The 12,452-nt window shown below is 59.7% G+C and carries 14 protein-coding genes; 10 read left to right on the plus strand and 4 right to left on the minus strand.

Annotated elements, in window-relative coordinates:
• Positions 1–393: 393 nt before the first annotated feature.
• Positions 394–612, minus strand: a complete 219-nt coding sequence (locus Mhypo_RS18770; RefSeq protein ID WP_119342115.1) for a GDCCVxC domain-containing (seleno)protein — start codon at positions 610–612, stop codon at positions 394–396.
• The gene (locus Mhypo_RS15175; RefSeq protein WP_119342116.1) at positions 609–956 is read right to left on the minus strand and encodes an ArsR/SmtB family transcription factor; all 348 of its coding nucleotides are present in this window, start codon (positions 954–956) and stop codon (positions 609–611) included. The genes Mhypo_RS18770 and Mhypo_RS15175 overlap by 4 nt, the downstream gene beginning before the upstream one ends.
• A gap of 388 nt (positions 957–1,344) precedes the next feature.
• Here Mhypo_RS15175 and Mhypo_RS15180 point away from each other — a divergent pair, with 388 nt between their 5' ends.
• Genes Mhypo_RS15180 through Mhypo_RS15190 form a run of 3 tightly spaced genes read left to right on the plus strand, consistent with a single transcriptional unit; the run spans position 1,345 to position 4,738 of the window.
• On the plus strand, positions 1,345–1,824 hold the full coding sequence (locus Mhypo_RS15180) for an arsenate reductase (azurin) small subunit (RefSeq protein WP_240637281.1): 480 nt from the start codon (positions 1,345–1,347) through the stop codon (positions 1,822–1,824).
• A gap of 10 nt (positions 1,825–1,834) precedes the next feature.
• Positions 1,835–4,414 (plus strand): arsenate reductase (azurin) large subunit, encoded by a 2,580-nt coding sequence (locus Mhypo_RS15185; RefSeq protein WP_119342118.1) that lies wholly within the window; start codon positions 1,835–1,837, stop codon positions 4,412–4,414.
• A gap of 54 nt (positions 4,415–4,468) precedes the next feature.
• A complete protein-coding gene (locus Mhypo_RS15190) occupies positions 4,469–4,738 on the plus strand; it encodes a hypothetical protein (protein WP_147075507.1) in 270 nt (89 codons plus the stop codon).
• Here Mhypo_RS15190 and mnmA read toward each other — a convergent pair.
• Positions 4,709–5,809 carry a tRNA 2-thiouridine(34) synthase MnmA gene (gene mnmA / locus Mhypo_RS15195; protein WP_119342120.1) on the minus strand — a complete coding sequence of 367 codons (1,101 nt, stop codon included), beginning with the start codon at positions 5,807–5,809 and terminating at the stop codon, positions 4,709–4,711. The genes Mhypo_RS15190 and mnmA overlap by 30 nt on opposite strands.
• A 100-nt stretch (positions 5,810–5,909) precedes the next feature.
• Here mnmA and Mhypo_RS15200 point away from each other — a divergent pair, with 100 nt between their 5' ends.
• Positions 5,910–6,650 (plus strand): META domain-containing protein, encoded by a 741-nt coding sequence (locus Mhypo_RS15200; protein WP_119342121.1) that lies wholly within the window; start codon positions 5,910–5,912, stop codon positions 6,648–6,650.
• Positions 6,651–6,680: 30 nt separating this feature from the next.
• Here Mhypo_RS15200 and Mhypo_RS15205 read toward each other — a convergent pair whose 3' ends face one another.
• Positions 6,681–7,256 (minus strand): Uma2 family endonuclease, encoded by a 576-nt coding sequence (locus Mhypo_RS15205; RefSeq protein ID WP_119342122.1) that lies wholly within the window; start codon positions 7,254–7,256, stop codon positions 6,681–6,683.
• A gap of 213 nt (positions 7,257–7,469) precedes the next feature.
• On the opposite strand from Mhypo_RS15205, the gene pyrR reads away from it, so the two are divergent.
• The 6 genes from pyrR (at position 7,470) to Mhypo_RS15235 (ending at position 12,293) form a co-directional block, all read left to right on the plus strand.
• Positions 7,470–8,015: a bifunctional pyr operon transcriptional regulator/uracil phosphoribosyltransferase PyrR gene (pyrR, locus tag Mhypo_RS15210; RefSeq protein WP_119342123.1), complete on the plus strand. Its 546-nt coding sequence runs from the start codon at positions 7,470–7,472 to the stop codon at positions 8,013–8,015.
• A complete protein-coding gene (locus Mhypo_RS15215; protein ID WP_119342124.1) occupies positions 8,012–8,947 on the plus strand; it encodes an aspartate carbamoyltransferase catalytic subunit in 936 nt (311 codons plus the stop codon). Before pyrR ends, Mhypo_RS15215 begins: the two co-directional genes overlap by 4 nt.
• A 66-nt stretch (positions 8,948–9,013) precedes the next feature.
• Positions 9,014–10,330 (plus strand): dihydroorotase, encoded by a 1,317-nt coding sequence (locus tag Mhypo_RS15220; RefSeq protein ID WP_119342125.1) that lies wholly within the window; start codon positions 9,014–9,016, stop codon positions 10,328–10,330.
• Between the two features lie 161 nt (positions 10,331–10,491).
• Positions 10,492–10,842 carry a hypothetical protein gene (locus Mhypo_RS15225; RefSeq protein ID WP_240637282.1) on the plus strand — a complete coding sequence of 117 codons (351 nt, stop codon included), beginning with the start codon at positions 10,492–10,494 and terminating at the stop codon, positions 10,840–10,842.
• A 66-nt stretch (positions 10,843–10,908) separates the two neighbouring features.
• A complete protein-coding gene (locus tag Mhypo_RS15230; protein ID WP_119342127.1) occupies positions 10,909–11,589 on the plus strand; it encodes a response regulator transcription factor in 681 nt (226 codons plus the stop codon).
• 191 nt (positions 11,590–11,780) lie between these two features.
• Entirely contained in the window at positions 11,781–12,293 is a 513-nt protein-coding gene (locus Mhypo_RS15235) for a hypothetical protein (protein WP_119342128.1), read from the plus strand.
• Positions 12,294–12,452 lie beyond the last annotated feature (159 nt).

Raw genomic sequence — 12,452 nt, forward strand, 5'->3', positions numbered from 1 at the left:
CCGCCCCTTGGAAGTTATCCGCGTAGCGGAGGGCGATACCGCCCCTTGGAAGTTATCCGCGTAGCGGAGGGCGATACCGCCCCTTGGAAGTTATCCGCGTAGCGGAGGGCGATACCGCCCCTTGGAAAGGGAGACGCTTTCTTCGCCGACCGACAGTGAAGGGCCATCGGCCCCCGGCTAGCGCCGGTACTCAAGGGAGGGGTGTGCTCTAGGATTCAAAAAGACAGCCTCTGTGTTTTTGGTTTTGTGAACTGTCTTTTTGAATCCGGTATCACCACCCCTGGGCTGGCTCATGCAATAGCGCATGCCCCGGCAATTCGGCAGCAAGGGTGCCGGGAAAGGGCTATCTATTTATCGCCTGGATTCGTAGCAAAAAAAGGTGCGTTTTTCTGGTCACGCGCTGCAGCCGCCCTCGGCGCAAGACTGCTCTTGCTGTTTGGGGGGACAGGGCACGTCGCCGTAACTACAAAACACGCAACAGTCACCCGGCTTGGGCCGCATCCAGAAGCCGCAGTAGGAACACACGTAAAAATGCTGGCAGGCCTCGGTGGGCATAGTCAGGGTCTCCTGCCGGTGGCAGGAGGGGCAGGTGAGGGTGGAGGTGGGGATCATCGGGCGCGCTCGAGCCGGCGCAAGCGGTGGGAGGTGCGGAGGGTCTCGAGGTCGTGCAAAAGCCCCTCGAGGCCTGCGGGCTGCAGCCGGTAGTACGACCAGCGCCCAGCCCTTACCACTTCAATCAGGCCAGCCTCTCGCAGCACCTTAAGGTGGTGGCTTACCGTGGGAGCAGCCAAACCCAAACGTTCTTGCAAGTGACAGAAGCAAGCCCCCAAAGCTGCACCGCAGCGGGGGTCGCGCACGGTGTGCTCGTCGGGTAGCTCGGCCAGCAGGCGCACCAAGCGCAAGCGTGCTGGGTCGGCCAGGGCTTTCAGGCGAGCAATCGCCAGCTCATCGTTCACAAAAGGCAGTGTAGCTTAAAACCAGCCAGGCCTCCAGCGTTAGGGCCTTACCGCAATCTATAGGGGCAGAATCAGGGGCAGAACCCGTTTCATTGCAGCCATGCTGTTTTTCAACAAAAGTATGTCCCTTCGGCCAAAATATAAAACTTCCTTTGGCTTGCGAAAGGCAGAGCTTATATGTAGCCTAACTTGTCGCCCTGACCCAAACTGATGCGCCGCAAAGAAAACCCTCTGCAACAGCATTTTTGGCCAAAACGGTCTGATATTTGCCATCACAGCTCGTGTCGCACATCGATGCAACACGATATTGACATCCATCAGCACTGTTCGATAATAATAAAACCTGTCCAAAAAGTACCAAATGGACACCTCTAAGGAGGAATTAAATATGGTTGTAAGCCGTAGGCGCGTCGTACAGGTTTTGGGTGGGGTCACTATGGCCTCGCTAACCGGTGCGGGTAAGGCCCAGTTCTGGTTCGCCCCCAGTCTGACCTACCCGGCCATCAAGGTTGGTAACGTCAACAACCTCAAAAACAACGAGCCGGTCTATTTCAACTACCCCGATGCCCGCTCCCAGGGCATTCTTGTCAAGCTGGGGCGCCCTGCTATCGGCGGGGTGGGCCGCGAGCGGGATATTGTGGCCTTCTCGGCCGCCTGCACCCACATGGGCTGCGGGGTGCAGTACAAGGGTGGTCGGTTTCTCTGTCCCTGCCATTACTCCATGTTCGACCCGGCCAAAGCCGCAGCGGTTTACCAGGGCCTGGCCAGTACCGGACTGCCGCAAATTCAGCTCGGAATCGCACAAAACGGAGATATTTTTGCCAGGGCGGTCAACGGCCTGATCTGGGGCCGGGCCCGCAACATCTGAGGGAGGGAACATGTCCAATATCGGTCGTCGAGATGCACTGCCCATTCCCCCCACCAATGCAGAAGTAAAAAACACGGTATGCCAGTACTGCACGGTGGGCTGCGGCTACAAGGTATACACCTGGCCGGTCGGCTCCCAGGGGGGCCTGGCCGCCAACCAGAACGCCTTTGGGGTGGACCTGCGCAACCCGCAGAACCCCCTGGGTGGCCTGGTCTATACGGAGACCATGCACTCCATCGTGACCCGCAAGGATGGGCGTCAGTACCACGTTGTGATCGTGCCGGCCAACGACTCGCCCATTAACTTTAAGCGCGACCATTCCTCGCGCGGGGCTACCAACGCGGTAGCTACCTGGAGCGACGCCCGTGCTACCAAAGAGCGGCTCAAGTACCCCCTGCTGCGCATGGGCGACCAGTTCCAGGTCATCACCTGGGACGAGGCCCTCGCCATTCTGGCCGGGGTTGCCAAGGGCATCCGTGACAAGGACGGCAACGACGACAACATTGTCGTAAAAGCCTTCGATCACGGCGGCTCGGGAGCCGGTTTCGAAAACAACTGGGGTGTGGGTAGTTTGTTCTTCAAGGGCTTCAGCGTCAAGCATATCGGCATCCACAACCGCCCGGCCTACAACTCCGAGGTCTGGGGTAGCCGCGAGCGGGGCGTGCACGAGCTCAACTACGACGCCATCGACGCCCGCCTGGCCGATACCATCGTGCTCTGGGGCGCCAACCCCTACGAGACGGCCAGCGTCTTCTACACCGAGCACATGCAGCCCAACATTCAGGGGGCTACCCTGGAGGAAAAGCAGCGCAACCTGAGCCGCGGCGAGCCGGTCGAGGCCGGCTACATGATTGTGGTTGACCCCCGCCGCACCAGCAGCCTGACCATTGCCGAAAATATCGCCAAAGACCGCACCTTGCACCTCAGGCCCAACCTGGGCACCGACTACATCCTGGCCAACGCCATCGCGCGGGTGATGTGGGAGCGCAAGTACTACGATCAGCGCTTCCTGGAAACCCGCACCGACATGGCCAAGTTTGAGGAGTACAAGGAAAAAAGCCTCAAAGTCGGTACCCCCTATGCCCAGTTCATGGCCGAGGTGGAGCGCATCACCGGGGTACGCCGCGCCGACATCGAGAAAGCAGCCGACTGGATTGCCAAACCCAAGGCCGGTGGTTTTGCCCGTCGTACCCTGACCATCTACGAAAAGGGCATCATCTGGAACATGAAGAACTACGACCAGGTTGCGGCCATTGTGCAGATGGCGGTACTGGGGAACAACGTGGGGCGGGCCGGTACCGGCTGCGGTCGCCTGGGCGGGCACCAGGAGGGCTATGTGCGTCCCCCCTCCCCCACCCCAGGCTCGATCTACAACGGCGGGCCGCCTGTTAACGTAGACAAATACCTGACCGACGGCAAGGGCAAGCTCTACTGGGTCATTGGCACCAATCCCTACCTCTCCACGCCCAACAACCAGCTCTTCCGCAAGCGCATCCGCGAACGCACCAAGGCCCTCTCGGACTTCCTGGGGCAGTCGGGTGAGCCGGGTACCACGCAGGAGTGGGTTGCCAAAATCCTGGAAGGTCTGGATGCTACGAACGGCCTGTTCATGGTGGTGCAGGATTTGTATCTGATTCATACTGCCCAGGACGCACATCTGGTACTCCCCGCGAGCGCCTGGGGCGAAGCCAATCAGACCTCGATAAACTGCAACAGCCGTTTGTTGCGCTTGTACGAAAAGTTCATGGACCCACCAGGCCAGGCCAAGCAAGACTGGGAAATCTGCAAGCTAATGGGCCTCAAGATGGCCGAGTTGTACCGCGCCGAAGGCAAGGAAGAAGAGGCCAAGCGTTTCGAGTTTGGCAAGAACTGGCGCACCGACGAGGATGTCTTCCTGGACGGGGGCAACTCCTACCCCAACAACGCCATCCCGGCCAGCGAGGAAGCCACCCTTCCTGCCGAGTGCTACAAAGGGGTTACGTACGCCTTCTTGCGCCAGGTTGGGCAGCAGGGCATCCGTACCCCGGTGCGCGTAGAAAATGGCAAACCGGTGGGCACCCTGCGGCGCTACAGCGTGAAGTTTGGCACCAAAGACGGCAAGTTTAGCTGGTACGGAACGGACGACTGGGAAGGCTACCCCGAGGAAGTCGCCAAGTATCTCGAAGGCGAAAAGGCCCAGAAGTACCCCTTCTGGATGACCACCGGGCGGGCCCAGGCCATCTGGCAGACCATGTACAACGACCGCTTCCTGCCAGAAAAAATGAACACCCTGCCCATGCCCTACATCGAGATCCACCCTCAGGACGCCCAGCGCCTTGGCTTGCGTGGCGGGGATCTGGCCCAGGTCTGGAACGAAGAGGGCAACGGTACGTTCCTGGTCTACGTTACCGATTCGGTACGGCCGGGTATGATTTTTGCCTTGCAGTACCACCACCTCGGCACTTCCAACAGCATGACCCCGGGATACACCGATCCCAAGACCACCATCCCCTGGTATAAAGGCACCCGCGTGGCCATCCGCAAGGTACGCGGTGCCCTGCCCGACCTGCAGAACAGCACCAGCTTCCTGCAGCAAAACAAGTTTGATTAAGCCCCCTGCCTTTTGCCCGCCTCCAAAATCTGGGGGCGGGTATACTTGCGCCAGATGAAAAGCCTCGAGCAACGTGTCCGCGACTTCTTAAACCGACCCCTCCCCGACGAGGTGGCCCTCCACTACGAACCCGACTCCCTCACCGAAGTATTTCTCAACACCTTTGTCCAGGGTCAGCCGCTGGATGCAGCTCTGGTACAGATGGGCAAAATTTGTCTGAGTCAAATGGATCAGACCATCGCGCAGGTAAGCACCGAGCCCGCGCGGGAATACTTCATCGAGTGTCGGAAACTGCTAACCGAGGTGTTGCAAACATTGATGTGAAGTTTGATTCCAGAGGTTGTACAGCGGCTTCTCGATAAAACCACCCCCCAGCAGCCTGTCCCCCTGGTACAGCACCACCGACTGGCCGGGGGTAACGGCAAACTGGGGCTCCAGAAGCCGAATCGTCATCCGACCCGGGCTCATCTCCTGCACAGAAGCCGCTACCGCCCTGGTGCGGTAGCGTACCTGTACCTCAAGCTGCGCAGGCAGGTCGGCGGGCTCTACCAGCAGGTTGACCTCGCGGGCCTCGAGCCCCCCCCACAAGCAAGCCTCCCTGGGCCCCACAATCACTTCGTTGGTGGCAGTATTAACCTGCACCACATAGCGCTCGAGGTGGCTCTTCCACAGGCCCAGGCCCTTTTTCTGGCCCACTGTGTAAAACTGCGCCCCGCTGTGCTCCCCAATCTGCTGGCCCGTTTCCAGGTCGATGAGGGGCCCGGGACGAGCAACTATGTGACCGGCCAGAAAGTCCTTCAGGTCGCCCTGTACAAAGCAAATATTCTGGCTCTCGGGCTTTTTGGCAGTGGGCAGGCCAAACTCCTCGGCCAGGGCCCGCACCTGGGGCTTTTCCAGGTGCCCCACGGGGAAGAGCATGTGGGGAATGGCCTCTTTGGGCGTGCCCCACAGGAAGTAGGTCTGGTCTTTCTTGGGGTCGCCCCGGTACAGCCCGCCGTCCCGGTTAATCACGTAGTGGCCGGTGGCCACGTAGTCGCAGCCCAGCATGCGGGCCTTTTTTAGAAGCGAGTCGAACTTGACCCGGGTGTTGCAGTTTACACAGGGGTTGGGGGTCTGGCCCGCCTGGTAGCCGGCAATAAAAGGGTCAATGATTTTGGCCTGAAACTCTTCGCGGTAATCGAGCAGGTAAAAGGGAATACCGATGATGTCTGCGACCCGCCGGGCCTCGTAGGCAGCGTCGGGCGAGCAGCAGGTCTCGAAGCAGTCGTCTTGCTTGTTGTCGGGCCAGAAGCGCATCATGGCCCCGATCACTTCGTAGCCCTGGGCTTTGAGCAATGCCGCACTCACGGAGGAATCGACCCCCCCGCTCATGGCCGCCAGTACACGCTTGCTCATAACGATCCGTAGAGCCCCCAGGCTCCCAGAGATTAAGTGTACCTGATGCTTTTAGGAGTTGGTGCACACTTTTTGCTACTAGAATATTTCCAGGTGAAGCATGAAAAGTCTTGTATATCTGATGATTTTGCTCGGTACGGCCCTGGCCCAGGGAGCTTCCCTCGAGAACACCCGCTGGACGCTGGCCGCCTATGCCCAGGGCGGGCGCTTTGTGCAGGTAGGGCCGGAGGTAGGGGCTACGCTCGAGTTTACCCAAAACCGCGTCGGCGGCCAGACCGGCTGCAACAGCTTTGGGGGCAGCTATACCCTGGAGGGCGACAACCTGCGCTTTGGCCCCCTGATGCAAACCATGATGGCCTGCCCCGATGAAGCCATTAACCGTTTGGAACGTGCCTACTTGCAGGCCCTGGGGCAGGTTCAGGTCTATAGCCTGGAAGGCAGTGTTCTACGCATGAAAAACCAGGCCGGCCAGACCCTCTTGATCCTGTCCCAGGCCCGGCCCCAGGCGATTCTCGGTGAGTGGACCGTAACCGCAGTCCTCAGCGGCAACGCCATTGCCTCTGTGGCCGAGGGCAGCAAACCCACCGTTGGCTTTGGCCAGGCCCGCATGGCTGGAAACACCGGCTGCAACCAGTTCTCGGCCCGCTACAGCCTGCAAAACTTTTCTCTGCAGGTTGGCCCTGTCGCCAGCACCAAACGGGCCTGCCCCAGCGAGGCCCTGGCCCGCCAGGAAACTGCCGTGCTGCAGGCCCTGGAAAAAGTGGAGGGCTTCCGCATTGTGGGCCGACGGCTTACCCTCTACGATGCGGAAGGAAAAATCCTGATAAACCTGTCCCGCTGATGGGCTCACTCCCCGCTGGCAGTTTGCAGGTCAGGCATCACCGCCTTCGCTCTGGACATAGTAAGGAAACAAATCCTCCACCGGCATCCGCCACCCCGGCAGGGCAGGCTCGGCCTCGGCCACATCCCCCCGGCGGTAAATGGTCGGGTGGCCGGGGTCGCTGGCCCGGTAGACCCGCACCACCTCGACCCCCAGCATGTCCACATCCCAGACCACCAGGGTACCCGCCGCAAAATAGTCGGCGCGTTTTCGAGCCATCTGTTGCTCGGCTTTTTTGCCGTAATCGCCATCACTCCGAACTTCCACGGCAAATACCGGAGCCCCCTCCAGGAACTTCATCCCCGAGTGAGGGCCCACATAATAGGCCGCATCGGGGCTAAAGCTCTTGCGTCCGGGCAAATCTACCGCAAAACCCACATTGTCACCCACCGCATAGCCATTGCGGACTTTGCGGGCGTAAGCCCGAAGACTGGTCACAATCTCCATCGCAGCGAATCCGGGTAGAAATCCAGTTGGCGGCATACGCACAATCTCCCCACCGACCAGCTCGGCCTTGCCGGGTTCTTTCATCAGGTCGTCCAGGGTGGCCTCCTTGACCTTGGGCATGCCCTCAGTTTAGCGCAGTTATTGACGGCCTGTGCTCCTCCACCGTAGCATAAGGGTTGGGAGCAGTCCCGCACCTTTAATCCCGATCCCGTGAGGTCGGAAAGGAGAGAAAATGAAGCATACCCCAACCCCCAAAACTAAAGTTGCGCGCCCGTTATGGGCGCATTTTTTATGGTGCCCCAAACGCGGTAGGCTGGGCGTGGAGGAACAACCATGACCTTCAAGTCCAAACTCCTGAATGAAGACGAAGTCCGCCGGGCCCTGACCCGCATCGCCCACGAGGTCATCGAGAAGAACAAGGGCACCGACAACCTCTGCTTTGTGGGCATTCATACCCGCGGCATAAGCCTGGCCCAAAGGCTGGTAAACCTGGTGGAGAGGTTTGAGGGCAAGCGGGTTCCGATGGGTATCCTAGACATTACGCTCTACCGCGACGACCTGACCGAAATCGGGCTGCAACCTAAGGTACGCGAAACCCGCATCCCCTTCGATCTGAACGGCAAGGCCGTGGTGCTGGTAGACGACGTGCTCTACACCGGCCGCACCGCGCGAGCTGCCCTCGACGCCCTGATTGACCAGGGCCGCCCCAACCGCATCTACCTGGCGGTGCTGGTAGACCGAGGGCACCGCGAGTTACCTATCCGGGCCGATTTCGTAGGTAAGAACCTGCCCACCTCCAAAAGCGAAGTGGTCAAGGTAAAAACCCAGGAAGACGACGGCGAGGATGCTGTGGAGCTATGGGAGATGGAAGAATCATGAACGAGACCGCCACCCCGAGCTTCCCAAAACACCTGCTCGACTTCCAGGACTGGAGACGCACTCAGGTAGAAAGCCTGTTGGAAACCGCCCAGATGATGCAGGAGGTACTGGCCCGTCCGGTCAAGAAGGTGCCGGCCCTTACTGGTTTTACGGTGGCCACGGTCTTCTTCGAACCTTCTACCCGCACCCGAATCTCCTTTGAACTGGCCGCCAGGCGTATGTCGGCCGATGTGGTGAGTTTTTCGGGCGCCGTGAGCTCCACTACCAAGGGTGAGACCTACCGGGACACCCTGCGGACGCTCGAGCAGATGGGCATTGACGCTTACATCCTTCGCACCGACGCCGCCGGAGTGCCCCACCAGGCGCACCGCTGGCTGCACAAACCGGTCATCAACGCCGGGGATGGCTGGCGGGCCCACCCCACCCAGGCCCTGCTAGACGCTTTTACCCTGCGGGAAAAGCTAGGCGACCTCGAGGGCAAAAAAATCGCCATTGTGGGCGATATTCTGCACTCCCGCGTAGCTCGCTCCAACGCCGAACTGCTGCCCATGCTGGGGGCCAAGGTGGTGGCCTGTGGCCCGGCCACCTTGCTCCCCGGCAGCTTGCCCGGAACCACCCTCACCACCAACCTGAAGGAGGCCCTGGCCGAGGCTGATGCGGTAATGGCCCTGCGGCTGCAGAAAGAGCGCATGGACAAGGGGCTGCTGCCCTCGCTGCCGGAGTACATTGCCGGCTATCAGATTACCGAGGAACGCTTGCGCTGGGCAAGGCCGCAGGCTCCCCTCCTCCACCCCGGCCCCATGAACCGCGATGTGGAGCTCGAGGGCACCCTGGCCGACTCACCCCGTAGCCTGGTGGAACGGCAGGTAGCCAACGGCCAGGCCGTGCGAATGGCTGTGCTGTACCACGTGCTGGTAGGTAAGAAAAGCTGACAGCGCAGAGCACCCTTTGCGATTAACCATTTGCTATCGACCATCAGCACGACCCAAAGGAGCCACATGAAGGGTGAAATCCTAATCAAAAACGCAAAACTGGCGGACGGGCGCGGCGAGCACGGCAGTGCCGATGTCCTGATTGGGGAAGGGCGCATTCTGTCGCTAACGGGCGGTGATGCCTCAACGGTACTGGACGCAACCGGAAAGGTCTTGTCACCGGGATTTTTCGACCCCCATGCACACCTGCGCGAGCCAGGACAGGAAGTAAAGGAGGACCTGCAAAGCGGCCTCACGGCGGCAGCCAAGGGAGGCTATACCGATGTGGTCTCGATGCCCAACACCTCGCCCGTGGTAGACAGTGCCGAGATTGTGCGCGCCCTCAAGGAAAAAGCTGCCCAGATTGGACGTGCCCGGCTCCACCCCGCTGCCGCCCTAACCCAGGGGCAGGAGGGTAAAATTCTAAGCGAGGCCCGGCTTTTGCGCGAGGCGGGGGCGGTTATGCTCACCGACGACGGGCGCACCAACGAAGACGCTGGGGTGCTGGCCCAAGGCCTCCAGTACGCCGCTTCGTGGGGGCTTCTGGTCTCGGTGCATGCCGAGGATGCAGGCCTGCGACGCGGCGGGGTCATGCACGAAGGGAAGGTTTCGTTCCGGCTGGGGCTACCGGGCAACCCGGCCTATGCCGAGAGCGCCCGTATTGCTCGAGACCTGGAGGTGGTGCGCTACGTGATACAGGGGCCGGGGATGGAGGCCCTGAGGTCGGGAAAAAGCCTGCTGCACATTCAGCACCTGAGCACCCGGCGCGGCCTCGAGCTGATTCGCCAGGGCAAGCAAGACGGCCTGCCCATCAGCACGGAGGTCGGGCCACATCACCTGACGCTAACTGATGAACATCTGGAAAGCCTCAACCCCATCTACAAGGTAGCTCCACCCCTGCGAACCCGGACCGATATAGAGGCCCTGGTGGAAGGGCTCCTGGACGGCAGCATTGACTGCGTCGGCACCGACCACGCCCCCCACACACAGGACGAAAAAGAGCTGGATCTGCTGCGGGCCCCTTTTGGCATTCCCAACCTCGAGGTGGCCTGGCCGCTTCTGTACACCGAGCTGGTGCTCAAGCGCGGGTTTCCGTTGCCCATCTTGATAGAACGCTTTACCGACGGCCCCAGGCGGGTACTGGGGTTTTCCCCCATTCACCTGACCGAGGGGGCCGAGGCCAGCTTGGTGCTGTGGCAGCCCAACAACCAACGCCCGGTGGAGCCTTCCGCCTTTGCCTCTAAAGCCAAATACAGCCCTTGGGAAGGCTGGATGTTGCAGGGCTGGCCGGTGCTTACCCTGGTCGAGGGCCGAAGGGTGTTCGCTTCAGAGCCACTCCTCTAATGTAATTCTCCAGGCAAGGCTTAAACTCGACAAGTATGCGTCCTGTTGTCATCCTACTTGCGATCGGCTTGCTGTTGGGCTGTTCCAACGCCCCACTAAGCGTTTCCCTGCGCGATTTTGATATAGATGTTGCAGCCATCCAATCGAGCAAAATTGCCTTTGTGAAGCAAGGCTTTGAAAAACCTCCGGTAGGACTAACCAGGGCTAGCCTGGAGGGCACCCTGACCTACAAAACGGGCGTTTCCTTTACTTTCTACGCTGCCGATACCGAGCCCTGCACAACCCAAACCAACGGTCTATATCTTTGCGACCAAAACCCCGCCATTGAGGAAATCGGCAAGGCCAACTTCACCTCGAGTCCAACCCAGCCCCTACTGCTTTCTGGGAACAAGCTCACCAACGGGATCAACACCGGCGATCTCTGGATAGGCATCAAGCTGGAAAGCGGCCTTTTTACCGCTGGAACTCTTCAGTTTCGCAACATGGTAGCCAAGATAGCCGTTTTACCTTGAAATCAGTCCAAGTCTTAATAACAAAGTAAAAAAGCGAATATAACTCGGTATACTCTGCAGTGGTATATGGAAAGTATATTGGTCGTGGAAGACGATCCCCAATTGGCGCGTCTAGTCACATCGGCCCTCGAGCGCGAGGGCTTCTCCACCATGCTGGCCATCAACGGCCTGGATGCTGTGCAGATGGCGCCGCAAGCCGACCTGATGGTACTCGACCTGGGCCTACCGGGGTTGGGGGGCCTCGAGGTAATACGCGAGTTGCGCGCGGCCGACTGGAACCTGCCCATCCTGGTAGCCAGCGCCCAGGGTTCGGAAGACTTGCGCGTGCGGGCCTTGGAGCTCGGCGCCGACGATTACCTCACCAAGCCCATGAGCCTGCGGGAGATGGTCGCACGGGTACGGGCCTTGTTGAGACGCGCGCGACCAGAAGAGGAAGTTTGTGTCGGCGATCTGCGCATTGTGCTCAAGCGACGCCAGGCCTACAGGGCCAACCAACTGCTGGATTTATCCCCCACCGAACTCAATTTGCTGCTAACGCTAGCCCAGAACCCCGGCGAGGTCTGGAGCCGGGAGCGCTTGTTGCAGCGGGTCTGGGGCGCCGAGCGCGGCAGCGCGGTAGACGAGCGGGTCGTGGATAGCTATGTGGCCCTGCTGCGGCGCAAGCTGGGCGACGACCCCAAAGCCTCGCGCTATGTCGAAACCGTTTTTGGCCAGGGGTACCGGCTGGTAGATAGGCCCAAAGGATAGATTTATTTCAAAAAAGCGTTACGTTTGTTTTTGCTTTTCCAAAGCAACTTTTGGCCAGTTTTGAAAGGGTTGTGTAAATACCCACTGGCGGTATTGTTCATTTTACCGGGCGCCGGTAGGTTCCTCATCTATACTTTTCCTTAGTGGCGTTACGTCTGTTTTCAACAGCCGGGACGCCCATTGGAGGAATCATGAGGGTGAAGCAATGGTGGACGGTGGCTTTAGGGTTGTTGCTGACTTTTGCTCTGGCCCAGTCCCGGGGCGATATTCGGCTCGACTTGAAGGCCTACAGGGTTTTGAGCGTGCAAGAGCAAGGGCGCACGGTGGAGAGGCTCGAGGCCGCCCTGGACGCTAAGCCCGGCCAGATCATCGAGTACCAACTCACTGCCCAGAACACCACCGACAACCCCCTCCGCCAGGTAGCGCTCGTCGTGCCCATTCCTGCCAGCACCGCCTACCTGGCCATGAGCGCCGAGCCTTTCCGGTTGGGCGAAACCTTAGTTATTCCAGAGTTCAGCTTCGACGGAGGGCGCACCTACGGCAAACCCCCGCTCAAGCGCAAGGTTCGTGTTACAGAAAACGGCAAGGAGGTCGAGAAGGAAGTCGAAGTGAAACCCGAAGAATACACCCATGCCCGCTGGGTACTCCCCGAGCTGGGCGCAAAGCAGTCTGTCTTGCTCAAACTTCGTACCGTTGTGCGGTAATGCGCCGCAGCGTAGCGCACAAGGAGGAATCGAGTCATATAAAAAATTCGGTTGAGCAAAGGAAGGGGCTTCTAAACTGGATTTGTGAATAACCCAGAGAAGCCCAAAGATAGTGTAGCTTGCCAGAACTGCGGAAGTGTGAAAGTCGAATGTGGCGGC

Source organism: Meiothermus hypogaeus (assembly GCF_003574035.1).
GTDB classification, from domain to species: Bacteria; Deinococcota; Deinococci; order Deinococcales; family Thermaceae; genus Meiothermus; species Meiothermus hypogaeus.